Source organism: Vibrio sp. 10N.247.310.23 (assembly GCF_041467155.1).
Classification (GTDB): Bacteria; Pseudomonadota; Gammaproteobacteria; order Enterobacterales; family Vibrionaceae; genus Vibrio; species Vibrio crassostreae_C.
This window is the reverse complement of sequence record NZ_JBFSTZ010000001.1, coordinates 231,371-257,034: the sequence shown is the minus strand read 5'-3', so window position 1 is coordinate 257,034 and position 25,664 is coordinate 231,371. Positions and strand designations below refer to the sequence as shown.

Annotated in this window: 18 protein-coding genes and 1 riboswitch; of the genes, 9 read left to right on the top strand and 9 right to left on the bottom strand. The window is 44.8% G+C overall.

Annotated elements, in window-relative coordinates:
- Position 1: 1 nt before the first annotated feature.
- The 3 genes from AB6D93_RS01090 to AB6D93_RS01080 are packed head-to-tail and all read left to right on the top strand — an operon-like array spanning position 2 to position 3,249.
- Positions 2-742: an ATP-dependent zinc protease gene (locus tag AB6D93_RS01090; RefSeq protein WP_065585129.1), complete on the top strand. Its 741-nt coding sequence runs from the start codon at positions 2-4 to the stop codon at positions 740-742.
- 17 nt (positions 743-759) lie between these two features.
- Positions 760-2,265, top strand: a complete 1,506-nt coding sequence (locus tag AB6D93_RS01085; protein ID WP_065585128.1) for an inactive transglutaminase family protein — start codon at positions 760-762, stop codon at positions 2,263-2,265.
- Positions 2,266-2,268: 3 nt separating this feature from the next.
- Positions 2,269-3,249 carry an alpha-L-glutamate ligase-like protein gene (locus tag AB6D93_RS01080; protein WP_029235672.1) on the top strand — a complete coding sequence of 327 codons (981 nt, stop codon included), beginning with the start codon at positions 2,269-2,271 and terminating at the stop codon, positions 3,247-3,249.
- A 124-nt stretch (positions 3,250-3,373) separates the two neighbouring features.
- Here the strand turns inward: AB6D93_RS01080 and fdhF are convergent, their stop codons facing one another.
- From fdhF to cmoM, 5 genes are all read right to left on the bottom strand, one after another.
- Positions 3,374-7,603: a formate dehydrogenase subunit alpha gene (gene fdhF / locus AB6D93_RS01075; RefSeq protein ID WP_102332485.1), complete on the bottom strand. Its 4,230-nt coding sequence runs from the start codon at positions 7,601-7,603 to the stop codon at positions 3,374-3,376.
- 374 nt (positions 7,604-7,977) lie between these two features.
- Positions 7,978-12,438, bottom strand: a complete 4,461-nt coding sequence (gene mukB, locus AB6D93_RS01070) for a chromosome partition protein MukB (RefSeq protein WP_102332486.1) — start codon at positions 12,436-12,438, stop codon at positions 7,978-7,980.
- Positions 12,435-13,241, bottom strand: a complete 807-nt coding sequence (gene mukE / locus AB6D93_RS01065) for a chromosome partition protein MukE (protein ID WP_017067527.1) — start codon at positions 13,239-13,241, stop codon at positions 12,435-12,437. Before mukE ends, mukB begins: the two co-directional genes overlap by 4 nt.
- Complete coding sequence (gene mukF / locus AB6D93_RS01060; RefSeq protein ID WP_017055049.1) at positions 13,222-14,559, bottom strand: chromosome partition protein MukF; 1,338 nt, start codon at positions 14,557-14,559, stop codon at positions 13,222-13,224. Before mukF ends, mukE begins: the two co-directional genes overlap by 20 nt.
- A 125-nt stretch (positions 14,560-14,684) precedes the next feature.
- Positions 14,685-15,470 carry a tRNA uridine 5-oxyacetic acid(34) methyltransferase CmoM gene (cmoM, locus tag AB6D93_RS01055; protein ID WP_017063509.1) on the bottom strand — a complete coding sequence of 262 codons (786 nt, stop codon included), beginning with the start codon at positions 15,468-15,470 and terminating at the stop codon, positions 14,685-14,687.
- A 115-nt stretch (positions 15,471-15,585) separates the two neighbouring features.
- Here cmoM and elyC point away from each other — a divergent pair, with 115 nt between their 5' ends.
- Positions 15,586-16,437: an envelope biogenesis factor ElyC gene (gene elyC, locus AB6D93_RS01050; protein WP_102332487.1), complete on the top strand. Its 852-nt coding sequence runs from the start codon at positions 15,586-15,588 to the stop codon at positions 16,435-16,437.
- A gap of 166 nt (positions 16,438-16,603) precedes the next feature.
- Here elyC and torR read toward each other — a convergent pair whose 3' ends face one another.
- Entirely contained in the window at positions 16,604-17,317 is a 714-nt protein-coding gene (torR, locus tag AB6D93_RS01045; RefSeq protein ID WP_017067841.1) for a two-component system response regulator TorR, read from the bottom strand.
- Positions 17,318-17,602: 285 nt separating this feature from the next.
- Between torR and torD the strand changes: the two genes are divergently transcribed.
- The 5 genes from torD to AB6D93_RS01020 all read left to right on the top strand — a co-directional run bounded on the left by torD (position 17,603) and on the right by AB6D93_RS01020 (position 21,724).
- Positions 17,603-18,250: a molecular chaperone TorD gene (gene torD, locus AB6D93_RS01040; RefSeq protein ID WP_102332488.1), complete on the top strand. Its 648-nt coding sequence runs from the start codon at positions 17,603-17,605 to the stop codon at positions 18,248-18,250.
- 315 nt (positions 18,251-18,565) lie between these two features.
- A complete protein-coding gene (gene purR / locus AB6D93_RS01035) occupies positions 18,566-19,570 on the top strand; it encodes an HTH-type transcriptional repressor PurR (protein WP_102332489.1) in 1,005 nt (334 codons plus the stop codon).
- 170 nt (positions 19,571-19,740) lie between these two features.
- A riboswitch (cyclic di-GMP riboswitch) is annotated at positions 19,741-19,826 on the top strand.
- A 127-nt stretch (positions 19,827-19,953) separates the two neighbouring features.
- The gene (locus AB6D93_RS01030) at positions 19,954-20,544 is read left to right on the top strand and encodes a TfoX/Sxy family DNA transformation protein (protein WP_019820997.1); all 591 of its coding nucleotides are present in this window, start codon (positions 19,954-19,956) and stop codon (positions 20,542-20,544) included.
- 134 nt (positions 20,545-20,678) lie between these two features.
- A complete protein-coding gene (locus AB6D93_RS01025) occupies positions 20,679-21,359 on the top strand; it encodes a TVP38/TMEM64 family protein (RefSeq protein WP_059020315.1) in 681 nt (226 codons plus the stop codon).
- A gap of 47 nt (positions 21,360-21,406) precedes the next feature.
- Positions 21,407-21,724, top strand: a complete 318-nt coding sequence (locus AB6D93_RS01020; protein ID WP_102332490.1) for a DUF2007 domain-containing protein — start codon at positions 21,407-21,409, stop codon at positions 21,722-21,724.
- Between the two features lie 131 nt (positions 21,725-21,855).
- Here AB6D93_RS01020 and AB6D93_RS01015 read toward each other — a convergent pair whose 3' ends face one another.
- The 3 genes from AB6D93_RS01015 to glgC all read right to left on the bottom strand — a co-directional run bounded on the left by AB6D93_RS01015 (position 21,856) and on the right by glgC (position 25,612).
- Entirely contained in the window at positions 21,856-22,653 is a 798-nt protein-coding gene (locus AB6D93_RS01015; RefSeq protein WP_017062100.1) for an alpha/beta fold hydrolase, read from the bottom strand.
- Positions 22,654-22,938: 285 nt separating this feature from the next.
- Complete coding sequence (gene glgA, locus AB6D93_RS01010; RefSeq protein ID WP_102332491.1) at positions 22,939-24,393, bottom strand: glycogen synthase GlgA; 1,455 nt, start codon at positions 24,391-24,393, stop codon at positions 22,939-22,941.
- Positions 24,383-25,612 carry a glucose-1-phosphate adenylyltransferase gene (gene glgC / locus AB6D93_RS01005; RefSeq protein ID WP_080582251.1) on the bottom strand — a complete coding sequence of 410 codons (1,230 nt, stop codon included), beginning with the start codon at positions 25,610-25,612 and terminating at the stop codon, positions 24,383-24,385. Before glgC ends, glgA begins: the two co-directional genes overlap by 11 nt.
- Positions 25,613-25,664 lie beyond the last annotated feature (52 nt).

Below are 25,664 nucleotides of genomic sequence, written 5' to 3'. Positions count from 1 at the left end.
TATGTTTAAGCGATTATCGCCTATTGTGGCGGTTGGTTTGCTCTCTGGTTGTACCCTTACTAACGGTGCTGCCTACCACCAAGAAACTCTCGATGCTATTGCCCGCTCAGAGACAAACATCGCAAATAAGGTTCAAAATCTTGAACTGCAAGTCAGTAATCAAAGTGATTACATTGAAAGCTTAGAAGACGAAATCATCACCCTTTCAAATCAGTTAGATGTTCATCTAACAAGCATGGAACACAAAGTCATTGAAGAGCTAGAGGAAGAAGAACCCGTGGCAGTTGCAGCGGCTCCTATCGCTCCTACCTCACAACCGACTATCCTTGGCGGAATCGAAAAAGTGTCTATCGACTCAATCAAACAAAGCTTTGATGCGCGAGTGGATACCGGCGCAACAACCTCTTCTTTGAATGCCGTCGATATTAAAGAATTCGAACGAAATGGTAAGAACTGGGTTAAGTTCCACCTAGAAGACCAAGGACAAGCGGCAGAAGACCAAAAATGGATTGAAGCGCCTGTTGTACGTTATGTGAAAATCCGCCAATCAACGAATGATCAGACAGAACGTCGAGCTGTGATTGAATTATGGGTTAAAGTTGGAAAAATCCATGAAAAAGCGCAATTTACATTGGCGGATCGCTCTCAAATGAGTCACCCTGTATTACTAGGGCGCGAATTTATCAAAGACATAGCGCTAGTAGATGTAAGTAAAAAGTACGTACAAACGGAAGTTAAATAACAATAGTAGGGTAAGCTATGACGTCAAGAATTCCATTTTATATCTCTATATTCCTGCTTATCGTGGCAGGCATAACACTGAGTATGTTCAGACATACGACCTACGGTGTACCTTGGACTCCAGGGGAAACCAGGCAGGTTTGGGACGTTGAAGCTCGTATTGAGTTCAACGCAGTAGGCAAAGAAGCAAAAGTTTCCTTAGCGGCTCCTCATACTCAGTCTAACTACACACTTATCGGCGAATCGGCTTCATCACCAGGTTACGGTATTTCTTACTTAAATACTGAGTCAGGTCGTCGTGCAGAGTGGTCTATTCGTTACGCAGATGGCCCTCAAACCATCTACTACAAGACACAATTCCTAGTCGACAACCAAGCTAAAGTGAACGACACACCACCAGAAGGTGAAGTGGTTCAACCAAGCTTCGACGGCCCGGAAGAAGCGGCGTCTCTAGCTCTTATTGACAGAGCAACAAAGCGTTCTGCAGACAATCTAACGTTCACTCGTGAGCTCATCAAAACACTTAATGATCCAGACAGTCAAAACTCTGCGCTGATTCTGAACAACATGACCAAAGTGGAAGCGACACACAAGCTACTTTCAGCAGCGAAAATACACAACAAAGTGGTTGGTGTTATCGAGCTAGAAGATGGCCGTCGTCGTCAATCAATTCAGAACATGATTCAGATTTGGGATAACGATGAGTGGATCCTATTCTCTCCTGAATCCAGCGAACAGCAAGTTCAACCAAACCTACTTATCTGGGACGAGTCAAACGTTTCTCTACTGGATGTAGTTGGCGGTCAAAACAGTAAAGTTCACTTCTCTATGATTGCTCAAGAGGTTTCACCAACTGAAGCAACCAACAGTAAAGTCTCGGCTGACCAGCTGTTAAACCTATCGATTCATAGCCTACCGCTAGAAGAGCAAGCGATGTTTAAAACCATCATGCTGATTCCTATCGGTGCACTTATTGTTGTGTTCTTGCGTGTCATCATCGGTTTGAAAACGTCTGGTACCTTCATGCCAGTTCTGATTGCGGTAGCCTTTGTACAAACACAACTGGTAACGGGTATTGTTGGCTTCCTGCTTATTGTAGGTACGGGTCTGATTATTCGAAGTTACTTGTCCAAACTCAACTTGCTCTTGGTAGCCAGGATATCCGCCGTAATCATCACGGTAATCATGATTATCTCTGTGTTTACTGTAGTCGCGTTTAAAGTGGGTCTGACTGAAGGTCTATCTATTACGTTCTTCCCTATGATTATCCTATCTTGGACTATCGAACGTATGTCTATCCTATGGGAAGAAGAAGGCGCGAAAGAAGTAATGCTGCAAGGTGGTGGTTCTCTATTCACTGCGGTTCTTGTTTACTTAGGCATGACTAACCCGTTCATTCAGCACTTAACGTTTAACTTTATTGGTTTACAACTTGTTATTCTAGCGACCATCTTGCTACTAGGTAACTACACAGGCTACCGTCTAACTGAGCTTCGTCGCTTTAAACCGCTAGCGGAGGACTAAGTTATGTTTGATCAGTTTACTTCACCGTTTAGGTTGAAAGACAAAGGCATAATGGGAATGAACAAGCGTAACCATAGTTACATTGGTCGCTACAATGATCGTTCCAAGTATCCACTCGTTGATGACAAGCTTAAGACTAAGATCATCGCTGAACAGGCTGGCGCTACGGTGCCAAAGCTGATTGGCGTTATCGGTCACCAAGCTGAAGTAAAAACAATCCACAAGATGGTAAAAGAGTGGCCGGGTTTCGTAATCAAGCCAGCTCAAGGCAGTGGTGGTAAAGGTATCCTTGTTGTGACTTCTCACAAGGACGGCGTTTACACTAAGCCATCGGGTTCTACTATCAATGAAGAAGACGTAGAGCGTCACATAAGTAACGCTCTCGCGGGTCTTTTCTCACTCGGTGGTAAGAACGATGTTGCTGTAGTTGAAAACCTCATCAAGTTTGACGAGTGTTTTGACGGCTTCAGTTACGAGGGTGTACCAGATGTACGAATCATTGTATTCAAGGGCTACCCTGTAATGGCGATGATGCGTCTATCGACTTCGGCTTCTGATGGTAAAGCTAACTTGCACCAAGGTGCTGTGGGCGTAGGTATTTGTATCGCTACGGGTAAAGCCGTTCGTGCGGTTCAATTTGACCACCCAGTGACTCACCACCCAGATACGGGTAAAGAGTTGGCGCTACTACAAGTACCCCATTGGGAAAAGCTGCTGACACTTGCATCAAGTGCTTGGGAAATGACAGGCCTTGGTTACATGGGTACGGACATGGTTTTAGACCAAGAAGAAGGCCCGATGGTACTGGAGCTAAACGCTCGCCCTGGATTAGCAATACAGATTGCAAACGGCGCAGGTTTATTACCTCGCTTGCATCATATTGAAAACCTGGGCACACCGGCTGAATACCCAAAACCAGCAGAGCGCGTTGCCTACGCTGCTAAGCAATTTGGTGTTCACGGTAGCGAAATTGTTCAAAACTAAGCTCATCTAAATTAAAGCGAAACGACTCAGTTATTGATACTGAATCTAGCTCGATAAAAAGGCCGCATAACTCTGAGAGTTACGCGGCTTTTTAATGCCAGCCGTCTTCACCGAGCTAATATGATTAAGCCTCTGTTACTTCACACTCAGGCTCACGAATAGGATCAATACGCACAGCCGCCACCTTAAATTCAGGGATCTTCGCGTGTGGATCAGTCGCTGTGGTAGTCAAACGGTTAACTGGTGATTCAACAAAATGGAATGGAATAAATACCACACCCTTTTGCATTCGTTTAGTCACAAAGGCCGCGATTTCGATTTCACCACGACGTGTTGAGACCTTAAGCATCTGACCATTCGAGATACCTAGCGCTTCAGCATCATGAACACTCACCATGGCACGCGGCCCTGCTAAGTTATCCAACCCTTTTGTTTTACGTGTCATGGTTCCGGTGTGGAACTGTTCTAGAATACGGCCTGTCGTTAATACTAACGGGTATTCCGCATCCGGTAGCTCAGCAGCGTATCTAAACGGAATCGCCTCCATTTGACCACGCCCACGCGTAAATTGGGTCTGGTGCATGATACGTGTGCCATCAGGGTTGTTCTTATTACTTGGCCATTGCACGCCGTTCACCGTAATGTTCTCCCAACGTAAACCACCATACTGTGGCGTGACACGTGCTATCTCATTGGTGATATCAGCAACGGTTTTGTAGTCCCAACCGCCGCCCATTGCATTGGCTAGCATTTGAATAATCACCCAATCTTCTTTCGCGTCACCGGGCGGATTAACAGCAGGATTAATACGTTGGACTCGTCGCTCTGTATTGGTGAAGTGGCCAGACTTTTCAGCAAACGAACAAGACGGCAGAACCACATCGGCATACTGAGCGGTTTCGGTTAAGAAAATATCTTGAACCACTAGGAAATCTAACGCTTCAAGGCCTTCAATCACATGCGCTTGATTTGGGTCGCTCAACACTGGGTTCTCACCCATGACATACAGACCACGAACATCTCGATGGCACGCTCCATCAATAATTTCGGTGAGCGTTAACCCCGCTTCCGCTGGTAAGTCAGAAACACCCCACTCCATCGCGAATTTTTGACGAACTATCGGATTATACACTTTCTGATAACCTGGAAGGTTGTTCGGCAATGCCCCCATATCACACGCGCCCTGAACATTGGATTGACCACGTAATGGGTTGATACCACCGCCTTCGATACCAATGTTGCCACACAATAGTTGTAGATTAGCGATTGAACGTACGTTGTCGTGGCCAGTGGTGTGTTGCGTAATACCCATAGAATAATACACTGCGGTGCGTTCTGCAGTACCAATCAAGCGAGCCATCGCGAAGATATCTTCCGCTTTCACGCCAGTCACCAATTCGACTTTATCAAGTGAGTAGCTTGGTGACATGACTTCTTGCAATAAGGTATCAAAGCCGTCAACACGATCATCAATATAATCTTGATCGTACCAACCGTGTTTGATGATCTGCTGCATCACACCATTAATCAGCATCACATCGGTGCCCGGTCGGTGCGCTAAATAAAGCTCAGCGTGGTCAGCAATATCGATTCGTTTTGGATCAGCAACGATCAATCGTGCTCCACCATGCCTCACCGCTTGCTTGATGTGCGAGCCAATAATTGGGTGTGCTGAAGTAGTGTCTGAACCGATAATAAAGATCACATCTGAGTGCTTGATACTTGGAATATCATTGGTCATTGCACCGCTGCCCAGCGAAGCCTCTAAACCGGTAACAGTAGAAGCATGACAAAGACGTGCACAGTGATCGACGTTATTAGTGCCTAATTCACGGCGTATGAATTTTTGGAAGGCATAATTGTCTTCATTGGTAGTTTTCGCCGACGAGAAGCCCGCCAAAGCATTGCTACCAAAGCCCTGTTTAATCGCGGTAAATTTATCAGCAATGAGCTTAATCGCTTCTTCCCAACTTGCAGGTTGCAACCAGCCATCTTTACGAATTAATGGTGTGGTTAAACGCGCATCACTGCCCACAAAATCGAAGCCGAATCGCCCCTTAACACACAACATGCCTTCATTAACCGGAGAGTCTCCGCCTTCGATATAGCGGATTTTGTTTTTCTGCTCATCGATATGCATGGTTAGCTTGCAGCCGACACCGCAATAGGTGCAGATGGTATCGACTTTCTTGAGTACGTCTGTGTCTCCCTGCTTTCTGTCGCGAGCATCCACCATTGCACCGGTTGGACACACCTGAATACACGATCCACATTGAACGCAGTTTGAGTCGCCCATTAAGGTCTTATCTGCCCCAAAGTTAGGGCGACATTCAGGTCTTGATGCAGGTTTGCCATCCGATTGATTCATGAAGCTTAGAACGCCATGAACATTCTGTTCTCGACATGCTTGAATACACTGGCCACAACTAATACAGCGGTTGGCGTCAAAGATAATGAACTCAGAACTGTCATCGACCGAAAATTTTTGCCTTGTTAACCCGACCTTCGCTTCTTCAGCACGAATCGCCTGCCAACTCTCATTCGAAGCCACATCGATTTTGTACTCTGGATGCGTTTGCGTTGCTTTGTATTCAGTCGAGTAGTCTCGTAGGTCGCAATCTGTATTAGCTTGGCAGCCACACTCTAAACATCTTGCAGCTTCAGCGATTGCATCGGCATTATCAAACCCTGTTTCTACTTCATCAAAGCTTTGTTCACGCTGCTCGGGCGTTAGTTCTGGCATGATCTTACGAGCCATGCGTTGTATCGACTGGTATTGCTCAGGATCCACCGCTTTGAGCTGTTTGTGCTTTCTTGAGTTAAACGGTTTGGCTGGAATATTGTCCATATCACCATGGAAGAAGCGATCGATCGCTTGTGCAGCAATACGCCCATCCCCCACCGCTTCGACTGCGGTTGCAGGGCCGCGTCGGAAATCACCAATACTGAAAATATTTCCGGTTCCGGTATGCATGGTTTGTGGATCAGCATCTGCGGTATTCCAACGAGTAAGAGGAATATCAATCGCTTCATTGTCCATAAAGCTCAGATCAGGCTTTTGCGACACGGCAGCAATAACCGTATCAAACGCTTCAACAAAGAACTCGCCCGTTGGTTTAGGGCTGCGGCGGCCTGAAGCATCAGCAGGACCCAAAGCCATTCGTTCTAATCGTATTTCTGATACATGACCATTTTCATCGGCTATGTTTTCTGCAGGGTTGGTTAAGAAGTGGAACTTCACACCCTCATGTTCAGCTTCTTCGATTTCGTAATCTTCTGCTGGCATCTCATCTCGAGTACGACGATAAATCAGCGTAGTATCCGCGCCATCACGAACTGCGGTTCGAGCACAGTCAATCGCTGTATTACCGCCACCGATCACGGCAACCTTTTTACCAGTGACGTACTGCTGATCGGTCACGTAATCTTTCAGATAATCGACACCCAAATAACAACCTCCGAGTTCGCTACCCGGGTAATTCATCTCGACCGCTTGCGATGCACCAACGGCTAAACAAACCGCATCAAAATCGTTACTTAAATCAGACAGTGTAAAATCAACACCGAGTTTTTTACCGCACTCAACCACCATTCCGTTGCGACACATCAACTCGATTTCTTTATCTAGAATCGACTTAGGTAAGCGATATTCAGGGATACCGTAACGCAGCCAACCACCCGCTTGCGGCATCGACTCATAGACACTGACATCATAGCCTTCGTTAGATAGGTAATAACCCGCCGTAAGCCCACCGGGGCCACTACCAACAATAGCAATGCTCTTGCCTTTATTTGGCTTCTTCGCTGGCATGTAGCTCTCTTGAGCCGCTAGATCCGCATCGGCAGCGTGTCGTTTGAGTTGGCGAATCGCAATGGATTCATCGACCAAGTTACGACGACATTCGGTTTCACAGAAAGCAGGACACACACGACCAATTGAAAGCGGCATTGGCAATGTCTTTTTGATCACTTCAATCGCTTTAATGTGATCATTTTGAGCAATATGGTGCAGGTAAGATTGGATGTCGACCCCAGCAGGACAGGCTGTTTGGCATGGCGCCTCACAGTCAGCGTAGTGATCGGTCATGATGCGATTCAACGCTTCTTGTCGATGATTCGTTAACTGTTTTGACTGAGTGGTAATATTCAGCCCATTAGACACTTCAAGCTCACAAGAGCGAGTAACACCAACGCCATCAACTTCCACAACACACAAATCACACGGCACTTTATCCGCTGTTTTATTCAAACCACATAAAGATGGGATTTCCAAACCACATGTTTTTGCCGCTTCAAGAACGGTTTGTCCTTGCTCGACGATTCGATATTTCCCATCAATAACGATTTGAATCATACCTAAGTCCTACCTTTACCTTTCGCACACGCGAGTTATCAACAATTAAAATTTAAGTAATACAATATTATTAATATTATTAAATCTATGTCATTACCATACATTATTTGTGGTTTTGTGCGTGTGACCTCAAACAAGTTCCATTGATAATAACCATAATGTATGAGTGGTCTTATCAGTGTCGACGAAAGGATTAAGCGGGAGGGGTTCTGCTGTAGAAGTAAGAAGTAAGAAGTAAGAAATTAGATTCAAGGTACAAAAAAGCCCCTAATGATTAGGGGCTTTGAACAAATATCATTGAGTCGCTTTCGAGCTTATAGCTAAGCTATCAAGGTTATTGCTCGGCTATCAAGATTATAATTCGGCTATCAAAGTTATTGCTCAGTTTCTTCGATAAGCTCTTGCACCGGAGATGCTGGTTTGTTTTGAGCAAAACCGCGCAGGCCAACAACATGTACGTGTTCGTGGTCTTTGAAGACCTTACGAACCAGTTTGTAGGTTGTACCTTTCTCTGGGCTAATGTTTTCAGGTGCTGCAATCAGAAGTTGCATACCCAAACGGTCACACAGTTCAAACAGCGTAGAGATCGACTTAGAATCCAAACGTGCTGCTTCATCAAGGAACAACAAACGACATGGAACGATGTCTTTACTGCGAAGTCGACGAGATTCCTCTTCCCAGCTCTGAATAACCATCAATAGGATTGACTGACCCGTACCGATCGCCTCACCCGTAGACAATGCGCCCGATTCAGCTTGTAACCAACCATCTGAACCACGGTTAACTTCAACACTCAGCTCTAGGTAGTTACGGTAATCCAGTAGCTCTTCACCAAGAACCTGTGGAGAACGTTGACCCATATCGATATGCGGGTTCACTCGTTGGAACAACTTCGCCATCGCTTCTGAGAAGGTAAAGCGCGTTGATTCAAACAAGTCTTTGTGTTGCTCTTGTTGAGTTGCTAGCCCTGATAGCAAGATCTCGTGGCTTTCACGGATCTTAACGTTCAGACGTACGCCTTTAACCTGACCAAAGTAAATGTTAGACAAACCTTGGTTCAGCATTCGAATACGGTTCTGCTCGCGCTGAATCGTTTTCTTGATGATGCTTGCTACGGACTCAGAGCTGATTGCCAGGCGATTTTCACGCTGCGTCAACTCTTCTGTTAGTCGAGCTAGCTCCACTTCCATCTCTTCGATTGCTTCAACCGGATCATCCGTGTGAATAATATCTTGGCGAATACGCTCACGAAGGTGTTGGTAAACCGCAATGTAGAACAGAACTTTACGCTCTGGATGCGCGTTGTCTTCAGATAGACGCAGCGAATCACGCAGGTCGTCATTGTCGGCTACCGCCAGACGTAGCGCACCCAGTGATTTATCCGACATAGAGCGAAGCTCGCCTGCCGTTAGATAAGCCAGTTCACGTTTATGCAGACGACGTTCAACATCATTCTCACGCGCTAAACGAAGTACTGAACACCAACCCGCTTTCGCTGCAACAACGAAGGTACGAAGCTCTGTGTACTCTTTCTGAACTTTCTTAAGACGCTTAGCCAAAGCTTTCATCTCAAGTTCAGTTGATGTAATCGTACGCTCGTATTCACTCTTACGGCTGCGAGATGTGTGCAAACGCTCTTGAAGCTCGTCACGACGACGTACAGCACGCTCTTCAGCGCCTTCATCAGCATTGACACCAAACTCTTGCAGCTCTTGTTTGAACTCTTGAACCGTTTCTTGCTTCGCTTGATGTGAGCTCTTCAGTGCTGCCAAAACTTGGTTGTATTGGTTCATCTGTTCGCGAGCTTGCTTCAAGCCATCACGGCCTTTAGTTCGAGCTTGTTCAGCTTGAACCAATTTCGCTTTTAATTGCTCGCTCAGTTCGCTGCTCTTGTTTAGAAGATCAACAGAATCCGCATAGGCAAAGTAGTGACGACGTTCAATCAAGTCAGACAGAGCAAACACTTTACCTTTCAGGCTTTGTAGAGCTTGGTCAGCTTGTTGGTATTGTGCTTCTAGTGTCTCGAACTGTTCAGGGTCTGCGTCTAGTGCAGAAACAATCTGCTCTAACGAAGCAAGTGCTTTGCCATGGTTGTTCAAGTACGACTTAGCTTCGCTCAAGCGCTCTAGTTGCGCTTCTAATTCAGCTAGGCGTTCAGCCAATGTTTCGTCTTCTAAAATACGAACCATTGGTGCTAATTTGTCTAGCGCACCAAGTGCCTGCTTGCTTTGTAGAAGCTGACTGCGTTGCTGCTGCTCTTTAGAGTTAAGCTCAGCCAGAGAACGAACAATTTGATTACGCTTATCACGAATCGCAGCAAGTGCTTGCTCTGGGTCTGCGTTAAACGCAACGTGCAGGTGCTTCGCAACAAAGCTGTTGAATGCTTGGTATAGGCGATTCAGTTTTTGAGAGTCAAACGCTGCCTTCGCGTGGTTTTCAACCACAACGTCACGCTCTTCGCGCAATTTCTCTAGACGTTGTTCACGAGCCGCACGGCCAAACAGTGGGATCTCAGGGAAACGAGAGTAACGCATTTGGCGATCGTTCAGCTGAACACACACTGCGCCTTCAAGCTCATCGGCATTGAATGAACTGTCATCAAACGCGTCGACATCGCCTTCTAGGATGTAAAGGTCTTCTGGACAATCATCAAGATCCACCAGCTTCTCTTTAATACCATCAAGATCAGAAACCACAATTGCGTGACGAGCCGGGCCGTACATCGCACTGAAGTACGGCGCATCACCAATAGTGATATCATCGTAGATCTCAGAAAGCAGCACGCCACCAAGCGTATCCGCTAGGCCTTTGAGGCGAGGATCGTTAGAACCACCTGGAGACGCTAAACGCTCAATTTCGTGCTCAAGTTCAGCTCGGCGCGTAGCCAACTGATCTTTTGCTACCGCTTGAGATTTCTCATCTTCAAGCACTTGTTGCATTTGAGTCATCACCGCTTGGCTATCTTCTAGCTCAGCGTCGGTTTGATCTCTTAATGCTTCAAGCGCATCGTTTGCCGTGATCCATGCTGGAGCAATAGACTCAAGTTTTTGAATCTCTTGATCGTGGTTTTGTTGTACACGACGTTGCTCACTCTTCGCTTCACGCAGCTCTTCTTGAGCGTACTCAAGAGACTCGATCTGCATAGCATGACGTTCACGTTCTTCATCGAAAACCGCTTCGTCAGTCAGTGAGATGTTGTGTTGCTTTTGGTATTCAGTCGCTAGCTCTTTTGCTTGACGCTGCTGAGCCACATCACGAGCCATATCGCGGTGCTGAGCACGCCACTGCTGTTCATTTTCAACAACGTGTTTTGCGTTACGGCCTTTTTCTAAAGCTTGCTTAGCGCTTTGAGACGCTTCTTTACGCTCAACGTCACCCACAATACTTTTAACAAGAGCGAGCGCTTTGTCGAACTGCGCAGAAGCAGCAGAAGACATGTCTAGTTTATGTTTAGTAGACAGCAGCGTTTGAGTGCTTGATTCTTCTTGTGCTTTTAGCTCAGAAACCAGAGTTAGTGCGCTTTCTGCCGTAATAGACTCATCACCAAGTAGCTGCTTAGTTTTCTCTAATGCTTGAACCGCTTGCTGGTATTGAAGTGCACGAGTCTGCTGAACATCCAATGCTTGTTGGTAATCAGCAAGCTGAGTTTTCAGGCTATCCACTTCTTCTTCAGTGATGGTTGCCTGCTCTTCAGCAAGAAGTACTCGTTCTTGAGCTTCTTCAACCACCATAATCTGCTCTTCTAGACGCTCATTCAGCTCTTCTAGATCTTCGCTGTAGCGGGCAATTTTCTCTTGCTGACGAAGTGCAGTTTGAACTAATTGCAGATGATCCGAAGCCGCTTGGTAATCTTGCTCTAGTGCTGATTCTTGATCGACAAGTAACTCTAGTTCTTCTTGAACGCGGTTCAACAAGTTGTTTTGATCAAGCAAGGTTTCACGAGAACCAAACAGCTCACCACGGAACTTCATGGTTTGATCAAGCTTGTTGCGACGATCGTTAGCATGGCGCATGTAATCTGCTGCCACGTAGTTCGTAGATTCAGTGATCAAGTGCTTAAACAAATCACGATCCGACTGAGTCGTTTTGATCGCTTCTAGCGTCATACGGTTTTCGCGTAGTGCTGATTCCATGTCTTGGAACGCTTTCTTCACACCACCATTTTGCGGTAACAGATAATCACGCAGAGAACGCGTAATCGCACTTGAGATACCACCGTAAAGTGATGCTTCAATTAGGCGATAGAACTTAGAACGGTCGCTGCTGTTACGTAGTTTCTTCGGTACCACACCGTATTCAAACATTTGCGAGTGGTAATCAACAATCGAAGAGAAGGCCTTAAAATGCGTGCCTTCGTATTGTGCAACCGCCGCTTTCACGTCGTTCAACTGACATACGCGAGCGTGGCTGTCTGAAACGTTCTGAATCAACACATCCGTTGGTTTCACATGGCTTGGAAGGCCTTGGATAACGAACGGTTTAATGTCGACTTTCTTATCACGACCCGCGACTTGCTGCAGTTTTACTGCAAACAATAGACGCTGATTACGAGAGTTCACAACATCTAGTGCGGCATAACATGCGCCTGGCTGAAGCTTACCGTAAAGGCCTTTATCACGAGATGACTGTGAGCTACCCGCTTCCGTTGTGTTACGGAAATGCAGAAGGCTTTGGTCAGGGATCAGTGCTGTGATGAATGCCGCCATTGTGGTCGACTTACCCGCACCGTTACCGCCAGAAAGCGTTGTAACCAATCCATCAATATCAAAAGTACGCGCAAAGAAGCCGTTCCAGTTGACCATGGTTAATGATTGATACTTACCTCTTTCAATCATGCTTCACCTTCTACTTTTGTTTGTTCGCCAGCATTTGACTCAAGGTCAAAGTCAGCTTGATCGTTAAAAATGTCTTGTTGACCGTTTTCGTCTACGTCTGCATCTACTTCTGATGTGGCTTCCGCTTGTTCTTCATTCAACAAGCTACCTTGGTTAGGCTCTTGGGTATGCACCACAGCTTCACCATCACGGATAAGACGTAACTGCGCTTCTTTCATATCATCGCCAACACGAACGTCAGCGCCAAAACGGAATACCGCTTCGCTGATACGGAACTTGCCGGTTTCACCAATCGCAATCAGCATGCCGATACGGCGTAAACGACGTAGAGAAGTACGTACTTTTTCGAACAGCTTTTCTTTATCTAGGTCAGAACCAGACGCACGGTTGGTTGCTAGCTTCATGAGTTTTTTCTCATCCGCTAACGACATCAACTCATCAAACAGTTCTTGGTTGGTGAAGATACCTTCATGAGCAAGACGTTCTGGGCTTAGGTATAAGAAACACAACACCTTTCCAACCAACATGTCGAGCTCAGACAACACACTACGACCAATCAGAGACGTAGAACGCGGACGCAGGTAATAGAAACCTTCCGGCGCTTTTACCAATTCCGTATTGTAGCGTTGATAGAAATGCTGAAGCTCAACTTCAAAATCAGACAGCAACGCGTGGTTATCTAGGTCTTCTGTTGAAACATGCTTACCTGAACGCAGCATGCTATCTAGCGCAGGGAACAGTGGGTTCGCTATCGCTTTTACCAGTTTCTCTGGCATGTAATCATCAGTACTTGTTAATGACATTTGCTTGTACCTTTGCACCGAAATCGTTAATTGCCTGCCAATCTGGCTGAATAGCCTGATAGTCAGACTCTGAGTAACCTAAGCGCACGGCTTGGTCGACAACAATTCTGGCTAAATCAAAATGGTGTGTGCGAGGGTGTGCAGCGAGGTAATCGCGTAACACAAGGCCAAGATCAATTGGCGCGCCTTGCTGTTTGTGAGCTTTTAACATCTCTGCAATTCGATCTGAAAGCAGGTCATTTACTTGCTCAAATTCTTCGTACTCTACGTCGATTGGTGCTTGTCCCATCACTTCGTCATCACGAAGCACGAGCGCTTCATCACGAAGATCCGTCAGCTTCTCAGCATCGGCGTAGGTCAATAACCAAGGCGCATCAAAGTAGTCAGTGACTGACTGACGCAAGCGCTGGCTAAAGGCGCGGTTTTTATCCATATCAATCGCGGTACGGATGAACTTGTGAACATGGCGGTCGTAGCCGATCCATAAATCGATGGCTTGTTGGCCCCAACTGGTGATTCGGTCTAGCTTCATCTGCAAGCCGAACAGGGTTTCGCCAACGAACTCGAGTTCATCGTCACCGTAAACAATTTCTTGAATATCGAGGATCTGTGTTTGCAGTTCATCCCCCGCCGCTTGCAAGGTGTCTTGCAATTCTTTTAGTGTGGACGAGGTTTCTGAAAGCAAGGTTTCACAGTTGTTAATCGCCTCTCGCCAATCCTTGTTTAAAAGGTCGGCAATTTGCTGTTTAACGGTTTGCTGCTGCTCATCCATAACACGTTGGTTAAGATCAATCTGATCGAAAATTTCACCAACAGAATACTTGAGCACGCCGTAAACATTCTTTCTCCAATGTCCTGGAGTTCCGCCTTTTTGTGCTGCTTCAATGGCTTTTGCCATCTCGTCCGCAACCATAGAAAGCTGGATAGACAGTTTTAACTTAGAGAACTGACGGTGGCGTAAGTAATAATCTGAAATACCAATCGCCAATGGTGATAAGCGATAAATACTCGCACCATCGGTGATTTCGCTGGTAAAGCGGCTAATCAACTTCTGTTTAACTAACTCGTTGATGGCATTGTTGGCACGAAACGCGGACGCTTCGCCAGTATCTTCAAACAGTCGAGTGACGATGGTAAATGCATCGTGCAGTTCACCCTCGCCCAACTCTTCATCGAACCTTTCATTGCTTAGTACTGCGATAGCAATCAAAAATGCTAAGCGCTCTGGTGGCAAGTTTAATGAAAAATCATGCTGCTTGACCCAGCCCACCAACTCATCAATTGGCTGCTCTTCGGCAGTTTGAGTCATTTCACTCATTGTGGTTCCTGTTACTGTTCTTCGTCATATCGAATGTATTAGATATGACGCCTATTTCTTTATGACGCGGGCTTCTTACGATTGCATAGCGCATGTTGTGGCTTCTTTTACCACATTCACCGCTGTTATTGCGCAGGTTTTTGAGCCCAAACGTGAATATAACGGCCTAGTGACAGATATGGCTCTTGACGACATAGCTGTTTTTCCAGTTCCAATACATCTTCAAATTGGTAATCGCCCATGTACTCCATATTACCTATGTAGTCACTGAAAGAGCGAATGCCTGATTTACCACAGATTTCTAGACCAGCGTCTTCTATCCATTGATAAACCTCTTCCGGCTTCAAGCCTTTTTGTGGTTGCAGCTTAAACCGTTTTCGATGTGGCATCCCATTCAATACATGAGGAATGTTGCCACAAATCACATTTTTCAGGACTAATCCGTGGTGGTTGTAAAACATTATCGAGGCAACACCACCTGGCTTAACTTGTTCAAGCAATAAATCAAGCGCCTCTTTAGGATCGGCTAACCATTCCATTACGGCATGAAACATCACAAAATCGACTTTCTCATCGAGATGTTCTGCGACTTTTTGTACCGGTGAATGAATAAATCGATATTGCTCTAGCAAACCCGCTTCGCTGATACTTTCTTCGGCGAGCTTCAGCATTTCAGAAGAGAGATCACACAGAGAAACGTTATGCCCAAGCGACGCAATTTTTTGCGACATCTGCGCAAGGCCGCCTCCAGCATCAAGCACATGCAGCGGCGAAGCTGATTGCTCAAACTTGCTCAAAGCTTGTTCTAAATCTTCCCATACGATGATCTGACGGATCTCTCCTTTGTCAGAGCCGTAAATATTTTTTGCAAATTTGTGGGCAATATCGTCGAAATTACGGTCTTCAGTCACGGCTACTTGAGTTATTATGTCCTATCGTGCCTGCTATTCTGTCACAGGAATTTCAGGAATAAAGAGGCGATGTCTCTTTTTACTACTAAGTGATGTTTTTTCGGACTATTCGGATATGTTTGAGCTGAAAAAAGTAGTGTCTTCGCTATTGATGCCACTGCCAGCAATGTTAATTCTCGCTTTTCTGGGTTTAGCCCTAGTGATGTTTACTACCAAAAGGAAGACTGGTTGCCTAATCACCCTCTCAGCCCTATGTGGTATTTTCCTAATCGCTTTCCAGCCAGTTTCTAGTCAACTTTTAATGCCAATGGAAAGGCAACACACCGCATTTTTACCTGTCGATGAAACCGTCGATTACGTGATGGTTCTTGGAAGTGGTCACGTCGTAGACGACCAAATTCCACCGACATCAGAACTTAGCCGCACCGGCCTGATGCGTTTAAGTGAAGGGATTCGTATTCTACGCCTCTACCCTGGTGCAAAACTCATTTTGTCTGGCTATGGCGCAGGCACTGAAGTAAGTAACGCAAGAATGATGGCTAAAGTGGCTTTAGCACTTGGCGTAGCAAAGCCCGACATCATTCTGCTTGAAACCGCAAAAGACACTTGGGAAGAAGCCCGCCAAGCCGCTGCGTTCGTTAAGAATAAAAGAATGGTGTTGGTGACTTCAGCGAGCCATATGACTCGCGCACTGAACGAATTCAATGCTGCTGGAATGAAACCACTGCCGGCACCAACTAACTACCTTGCACAAGAAGGTATAGTTGAGCCGTGGGAAAAGTACATGCCGAAAGCGCTATACCTTGAGCAGACTGAGCGTTACTGGCACGAAACCATGGGATTGGTTTGGCAAAGCCTGCGTGATTGGCTAGATACAAGCAATGACATTGTTGAAGAGCCTGTTATTCCAGAAGCTTCCAGCTTAATTGAAGATGACGGTGAAGTTTCCGCGGCTCAGCCTCAATAAGCCCATTGAATCTTTAAACTCATCTTAAGCATACAGAGTCGCCAAGTATTTGTAGATTCTCTGGTTGTTAACAGTAAAAGCTGAGTAATAAAAAAGCCGATACATCAATGATGTCTCGGCTTTTTACGTTTAAATGTCGTTGTTAATTAATCACTCCCGAAGGAAATCAATCACCAGCGAACATGTAACCTTCACCGTGAACCGTCACAAAGATTTGTGGGTTCTTAGGATCGAACTCCATTTTTGCACGCATACGACGAATCAGCACGTCGATAGTACGGTCATTAGGCGCGTCCACTCGGTGGCTAATCATATTCAAAATACGTTCGCGGCTTAATACTTGATTAGGGTAAGAAGACAAAGCCACTAGCAGTTCGTATTCTGCTTTGGTCAGTTTCACTGGTTCGCCGTTCTTGCTTAACGCACGACGAGGGATATCAAATGTCCACTCACCAAAACGAACCACAGACTCATCTGATGTTTCTTCTACAGCGCCCGCTGCTGTTTTACGAGCAGCAGAGATACGCCAAAGTAGGTTTTTAACTCGAACTAATAACTCGCGAAGTTCGAAGGGTTTAGTAACGTAATCGTCAGCGCCCATTTCAAGGCCTACGATCTTGTCGATGCTATCCGTGCGTCCAGTAACTAAAATAATTCCAATGTCTGATTGACTGCGTAATTCGCGAGTTAGCATCAATCCATCTTCGCCTGGTAAGTTGATGTCCAGCATAATGAGGTCAACGTTGTTTTCTTCTAACACGTTTCTCATTTGAGCGCCGCTTTCTGCTTCGCTCACTGTGTAACCCTCGTTCTGGAAGTATCCAACCAGTTTACTGCGGGTTACCACATCATCTTCTACGACTAATACGTGATAGCTCATCTACACCACTTTTCTTATTTAATAGTTTCAGTGACTATTCTATTCATAACTAGTAACAATTCTAGTGGTACAGAAGATAAAAGCCAGAAACATGGATTTTTTTTGATACAAGACAATCTTAAACCTTGCTATTTATCGTCCATCGCAATTCAATATAGGCATTACTACTAACGAGTAACTTTGCGTTTCGCAAATAACCTTGTTATTCAGCCTTGGTGTGCTTATGCCCAAGTGACTTCAAGATGCATATAAGCAACATCACAAGACTAAGTCAGGATCTAACAAATGAAAGATACGAAAGCGTTCAACGAGCAAAGAGCAGAAATATACTGGTGGCTATCAAGCTTATTTGCCAAAGAGCTCACTCAAGAAGAACTCGATCACTACCACTCTGTTGAAATTCGTTCTTTCCTAACTGGTTTAGGCGAAAATGAGACACTAAAGCCAGCGATTGATAAGTTAGTGGATGCGCTGAACCGCCTACAAACTCGTGAAGATGCTCAGCTAGAACTGTCTGCAGACTTTTGCGATCTTTTCTTAAAGACAGATAAGCACGGCGCTCTTCCTTACGCTTCTATGTATATCGGCGAAACTGGCCTTTTGAATGATAAGCCAGCAAAAGATATGGAAGAGATCATGGCTAAGCACAACTTAATCGTGAACCAAGATCTAAAAGAGCCAGCAGACCACATTGCTATTGAACTCGATTTCCTTGGTAACTTGATCATTCGTTCAAACGAAACAGATATTGAAGAAGAGCTAGAGAAATTATTTGCCGTTCAACAGCAGTTTATCGAACAACAACTGCTGACTTGGGTACCAAAGTTCAACGTAAAATGTCATGACGTTGATGAATTCGGTTTCTACGCTAGTGTCTCATCTTTGCTACTCGCATTCTGTCAATTAGACACTCAATATTTAGCTGGTGAATAGCTTCTTGGATGACTAGGTAAATAAATTCAGTAGAATGTGACAATTCACCCGGATTTCTGGGTGAATTTTATTGCGAGTAATTTCTAGTCAGTCTAAAATTGTGACCGCAAACGATAAAATATGAAACATTCACGAAATGCTATGCTTATTAAAGTTCAGAGCATTTCGGTGTTAAGACAAGCCGCTCAATAGCGGTTTTTTGTTTTTTAGCACTTTAGTACCCAAAGAGCCCTACAAATTTAAGCTCTTAGTTAGGTAGCTTAACGGCTACTTTATTCCGTACTTTGGGAAAGTAGCTTCTAATAGGATAAAACCATGGCCACTATAAAAGATGTCGCTCGCTTAGCCGGCGTATCAACAACAACCGTTTCTCACGTAATCAACAAAACTCGCTTTGTTGCAGAAGCAACTCAAGAAAAAGTAAACAAAGCCGTAGATGAACTGAACTATGCACCAAGTGCTGTTGCTCGTAGTTTGAAGTGTAATACAACACGCACCATCGGCATGCTAGTGACTCAATCAACTAACCTATTCTTCTCTGAAGTTATCGATGGTGTTGAGAGCTACTGCTACCGTCAAGGTTACACTTTGATCCTGTGTAATACGGGCGGTATCTATGAGAAGCAACGTGACTACATTCGAATGCTTGCAGAGAAACGTGTAGATGGCATCTTAGTTATGTGTTCAGACCTAACTGAAGAACTAAGAGAGATGTTAGACCGTCACGCTGACATCCCTAAAGTTATCATGGACTGGGGTCCTGAGAGCTCTCAGGCTGATAAGATCATCGATAACTCAGAAGAAGGTGGCTACCTAGCGACCAAATACCTTATTGAACGCGGTCACTCTAAGATTGCATGTTTAAGTGGCCACTTAGACAAAGCAGCATGTGTTGAACGTATTGCCGGTTACAAGCGCGCACTCAACGAAGCAAAGATTGCTGCTGATGAAAATATGATCATCGAAGGCAACTTTGAGTGTGATACGGCTGTTCTTGCTGCAGAACAAATCGTTGAGATGGAAGATCGTCCAACAGCGGTATTCTGCTTTAACGATACAATGGCACTCGGCTTAATGAGCCGCCTGCAAGAAAAAGGCATTCGCATTCCAGAAGATATCTCAGTGATCGGTTACGACAACATCGAACTGGCTGAATACTTCTCTCCGCCGCTAACGACCGTTCACCAACCAAAACGTCGTGTTGGTAAGAATGCATTCGAAATTCTATTAGAGCGCATCAAAGACAAAGACCACGAAAAACGCGTCTTCGAAATGCACCCTGAAATTGTTGAACGAAGTACAGTTAAAACGTTAAATTAGTTGATAATTCGAGTTTAATTTCATCAAGCGCACCTTTAGGTGCGCTTTTTTTATCAGCAACTATAATGAACCCTTATGCATAAATGAAAGATCATTAATTGAAGCAATGTCACATTTTGAAATATCAACTGTGAGCTTCATTCAACAAAAACTTTATTCTATTCAATCAGTCACGCACAGGGCAAACCACTCGAAAGAGTGAGACGCAAAGCTTCCGGCCTAAACCACTCGTTGGTATGGTAGCGGGGTTACCGATGGCAAAATGCAGTAACTACTAATAATTTAGTAATTTACGGCTTATTGACAATTTAATTGCAACATTTTGCTAATCTCTCGGACCTGCTTATTTGGTGGCGTAGTTCAAATACACCGAGATAAATAACATGGATAAACCGATACTAAAGGACTCGATGAAGTTATTTGAGTCCCTAGGAAAAATAAAATCACGCTCAATGTTTGGTGGCTTCGGTCTTTTTGCTGATGACACTATGTTTGCTCTGGTTGTAAATGACCAGTTGCACATACGCGCAGACAAAGGCACAACGAAACAATTCGAACAACAAGGGTTTCAACCGTACGTCTACAAAAAACGTGGTTTCCCTGTCGTTACTAAATATTTCGCTTTACCTGAAGGCCTCTGGCAAGACCAAGAGAAAATCTTGCAGCTTGCAACCACGTCTCTAGGTTTTGCTAAAGAAGAAAAAGCTGAGCAGTCTTCTGCTAAGCCGACCCGACTCAAAGATCTGCCTAATCTTCGACTCGCTACCGAGCGTATGTTGAAAAAGGCAGGGATCGATTCTGTAGAACGTTTATATGAATCTGGCTCTGTAAACGCATTTAACGCCATCAAAGAATCGCATGCGTCTTCTGTCAGTATTGAACTACTTTGGGCGCTAGAAGGCGCGATTAATGGTACACATTGGTCTGTTATACCGCAGCAGCGTCGCGAAGAGCTTATCAATCGCGTCAATTAACATTGTCAGTGCAATCTATATACATAACTAAGCCGCATTTACTGCGGCTTTTTTTATATCTGCTGAAAGTTAATCTATGCTTTGCCTGTCTATCTATACTATCGGTATGCATTGAAAATTTAGAGGAAGTATCAATGAGTAAGAAAATGATATTGGGTATTGTGTTGGTCGTAACCATCGTCTTGTTAGGCATCAATTTCGGCCAGTACTTAACGCTTGAAAATGCTAAGGCCCAACAAGCTGTGTTAAATGACTACATTGACAGCAACTTTATTGCGGCTGCCGCTATCTATTTTGTCGCGTATGTAATGATTACAGCTTTCTCCATTCCCGGTGCCGCTGTTGTGACCCTATTAGGGGCCGCGCTATTTGGCTTCTGGAACAGCTTGCTGCTGGTATCTTTCGCAAGTGCGATCGGTGCGACCTTAGCCTTCTTAAGTAGCCGTTACCTGTTGCGTGACTGGATTCAAACCAAGTTTGGTGACAAATTGGCGACGATTAACAAGGGGGTTGAAAAAGACGGCGCATTTTACCTGTTTTCTCTGCGTCTGATTCCTGTATTCCCATTTTTCCTTATCAACCTATTGATGGGTCTAACACCCATGTCAGTGAGTCGTTACTACCTTACGAGTCAAATCGGGATGTTACCGGGGACGGCGGTTTTCTTGAATGCTGGTACTCAGCTCGCAGAAATTGATTCACTTTCGGGCATCGTCTCCCCTTCAGTACTATTGTCATTTGCGTTATTGGGTATATTCCCAATAGTGGCTAAATGGTTGATGGGTAAGTTTCGTTCAGCGCCCGTAGCTGAATAATTTATAATAACTAAATAACACAGATAGCCGAATAAGGTTCTAATTCAATGAAAATCTTCAGTGCATCGAATCCGACAGAAGCTCATATCATCTGTGGGTTGTTAGAAAGCGAGAATATTGCCTGTGAAGTCCGTGGCGAGGGGTTGTTCGGATTGAAAGGGGGAATCCCATTCACTGAAGAAACTGACCCTTACGTATGGTTATATGAGCCAGAATTGGCCAGTAAAGCTCGCATGCTTGTCAATGACTACCAAAAGCAGCAAGATTCGATCATCTATGAAGAGTGGCGTTGTGGTGAGTGTCATGAAGTCAACGAAGCGCAATTCGGCTCTTGCTGGCAGTGCGGTGCTGCCTCACCTGAATAGCAGGGTTTCAGTGACCTGATAGAACGATTCGGTCAGATACCTCCTCCAATTAAAAACGGGAAGCTAAAGTTAGCTTCCCGTTTTTATTTCAATTCGATTAACTCATCATCTTTGATTTCACGCCTAGAAAATCACTGAATTTGTTTTTGAATAAACGCAATCGAACGCTGATTAAACTCTTCAGGGTTTTCCACGTTACACACGTGTCCACAATTCGGAATTTCTACTAGCTCACTCGACTCATGCGCTGCGACCATTTCTTTTACAGGCTTGATGAACATGTAGTCACGTTCTCCCATTAAATAAAGGGTTGGGATCGGCAATTCTCTGTCTTTGAAATACTTCATCAATGGGTTTACATCAGCCGTTAAGATAAACCAACGCTTAAACTCTTTTTGACACAGCTTTTTAGCTTCGCGGATAAAAAGATGACGAGACTCTTTTTGGCTCTTTTGTGGCATCACAACATAAGCAAAAAGGCTGTATAACCACATGTAAGGAATGATGTGCTTGCTGAGGTTACCCAACTTGATTAACACTTGAGAGCGAGTATTTAGCTTGGTGACAGCGCCACCCAGTACCATTGAACGTACACGGCCAGCCGCTAGTTCCGCAACGTTACGCACAATAATCGTGCCCAAAGACATGCCAACGAAATGTGCAGAACGGATTTTAAGATGGTCTAACACTTTAAGAATATCAAGCGTCACCGATTTGAACGTATAGCGATTCGAAATCAGCCCTTTAAGTATATTGTCTGATTTACCGTGCCCTCTCAGATCAATGAGAAGTAAGTTGAAATGCTGTTTATACGCTTTGATCTGCTTGAACCAGATGGAGGAACTGCCTCCTGCGCCATGCACAAATACAACCCACTCATCGCTCGTAGGGTGAGTAAATGTTTTATGAAATAGTAAACTCTCAGACATACCTATCGCTTTAATTATTGGAATGGAGCTATGCCTCATCACGAGGCGATGACTAAGGATATCACGCTATTAAGAACTTTAAGTGATAATAGTGTCAAACCTATCATTAGTCATGTGAATACCTACCTCACCTTTTCTACCTGACTAAAATGAGTTTGCAAGCTTTGTCTTCGTAAACGTGATGTGCTCTGACCAGGAAACAAAAAGGCACTCTACAATTAGAGCGCCTTCATTTATTACGAGCGGTTGTTGCTCGCCAGCTAATTTTAAGACTAAGTCAACAAGTTAAAGTGCTGAATGGTACATATCCAAGTATTCTTTAGCCGCATCTTCCCAACTAAAATCTTGCTGCATAGCATAAAGCTGAGCACGCTTAATTTCAGATGGGTTTTGTGCGTAAAGCAGTAATGAACGATGTAACACAGCCAATAACGCCTGCGGTGTTGGCTCTTCAAAAGCAAACCCAGTCGCGACTTCAGGATCCTCATCGTAATCATTCACACTGTCTTTTAAACCTCCCACAGAACGAACAATCGGCAAAGTACCGTAAGCCATGCTGTAGATTTGGTTTAAGCCACACGGTTCAAATTCCGAAGGCATCAAGAAGAAATCAGAGCCTGCTTCAACCAAGTGCGCAAGTTCATTATTGTACGCTTCCACGAACGAGAACTTATCTGAGTGAAGCGCTGATAGCTCTTTCAATTGACTCGCTAAAACCGGATCGCCAGTACCGACAATCACGATCTGCAGATCATTTTTCAAAAACTGTTCGATGATAGGCAGTAAGTAATGAACACCTTTTTGATTCGTCAAGCGACAAACCATGCCATAAACCGCGCAGTCGGCAACGGGTAAACCTACATCTTGTTGCAGTTTTTGCTTACAAGCTGATTTTCCGCGAGCCATGCTGTGCTTGGTCGCTTTGTATTTACGAGGCAGGAAAGCATCAGTTTCCGGATTCCAAGCCCCGTAATCACACCCATTCAAAATGCCGAACAGATCAGCCGATCTGTGTTGGAATTCTGCAGCCATACCGTGGCTACCTAATTCCGTTTTCAACTCTTCTGCATAGGTAGGACTTACTGCGTTCACTTTATCCGCGCACATCACACCAGCTCTTAGCATAGTGACATGAGTGTCACTCACTGAAGCTTCAGGCGCATGGTAACTGTGCATCTCTGGCAGGAATTGAAGTTCATCGTATGCGAACACACCTTTGAAAACCGCATTGTGGATCGAGATAACACTGCGCGTATTTTCAAAGAAATCGTGTTCTTGATAACGCGATTTAAGCAAGAAAGGAACGAAACCAGTATGCCAGTCATTTGCATGAATGATATCCGGTTGAAAACCAAGCTTAGGAAGCATATCAAGACAGGCTGCACTAAAGAACGAGAAGCGCTCTCCGTTATCAGCATAAGCTTGATTGTTTTCTGCGTACATTTCCGGGCGGTCGAAATACTTGGCACATTCAATACCAAAAACTGGAACGCCTTCTACGCTCAGTTTTTTAACTTGATAAGCCGTATGAGGCCAATGATCGAGTTCAGTCGATAAAATAACTTCTGCTGAATCAATGTTTGGAATGTTTCTATATGCGGGGATAGTCACTCGAACGTCCTGTTCGAGTGTTTGCAACGCTTTCGGCAGTGCCTTGGCTACATCAGCCAAGCCACCACTTTTAATCAAGCCTTCAACTTCAGACGCTACAAAAAGTACCGAGAGAGTCTTAGTAACCAACTCGTGCTCCTTTAGAAATCACTACAACACCATCGTCAGATACGTGGTAATGCTTTTTGTCTTCTGTCAGATTCACACCAATCTGTGTACCCGGTGCGATGTCTGCATCTTTATCAATGATAACGCGGCGCAAGATACAACCCTCACCCACTTTTACATCACCGAGTAAGATACTTTCGCTGATATCACACGCTGATGCGATATTGCTGCGGAAGCCCAATACACTCTTTTCAATACGCGAACCACGTACATAACTACCGCTACACACAAGGCTATCAATGATCTGAATTCGACCATTTGCCGAATCAGTAAACGTAGCTGGTGGTAGTGGCGGGTAATAAGTGTGTAGAGGCCATTTACGGTTGTATAGCGAGAATGGCGCATCTTTCTTAAGAAGGTCCATGTGCGCTTGCCAGTACGCGTCAATCGTACCTACATCGCGCCAGTAAACTTCTTCTTTCTCACCAGTAATACGGTTGGTGCTGAAATCATAAACAAACACATCACCACGTGGGAACATGTTTGGAATAATGTCTTTGCCGAAATCGTGTGTCGAACCTTCTCTATCAGCATCTTCCGTTAGTTCGGCAAAAAGCTCTTTCGCTTCGAACACGTAGTTGCCCATTGAAACGAGCGCTGATTCTGGATCGCCCGGGATCGACTTCGGATTTGCAGGTTTCTCTTCAAAGCCAATCATACGGCCGTCAGCATCAACCTCAATAACACCGAATTCTGATGCTTCAGCTAGCGGCATGCGCAATGCTGATACTGTTAGAGCCGCTTTCTTCTCTTTATGGAAATCAAGCATCTGTTTGATGTCCATCTTATAGATATGGTCTGAACCAAAAATACATACTTGATCAGGTTCTTCCAACTCCATAAAGCCCATGTTTTGGTAGATAGCATCTGCTGTGCCTTCATACCAACGCTTTCCTTTACGCATTTGCGCAGGAATTGGGTCGATAAAACGGTCTGTTATGCCACTGATATTCCAGCCTTTTTTCATATGGTGGAACAGTGACTGTGACTTAAATTGTGTTAATACGTAGATCTTCATTAGATCAGCATTAACGAAGTTGTTCAAAGCGAAATCAATTAAGCGGTAACTACCACCGAAAGGAACCGAGGGTTTGCTGCGAGATTCAGTTAAAGGTCTTAAGCGAGAGCCTTCACCACCAGCAAGAATCATTCCCAATACACCAGCCATTTTATTCTCCATATATCTATAGCTTGTCGATGTTAGTACTCGTAGAGGTATCTTCCTCTGGGGG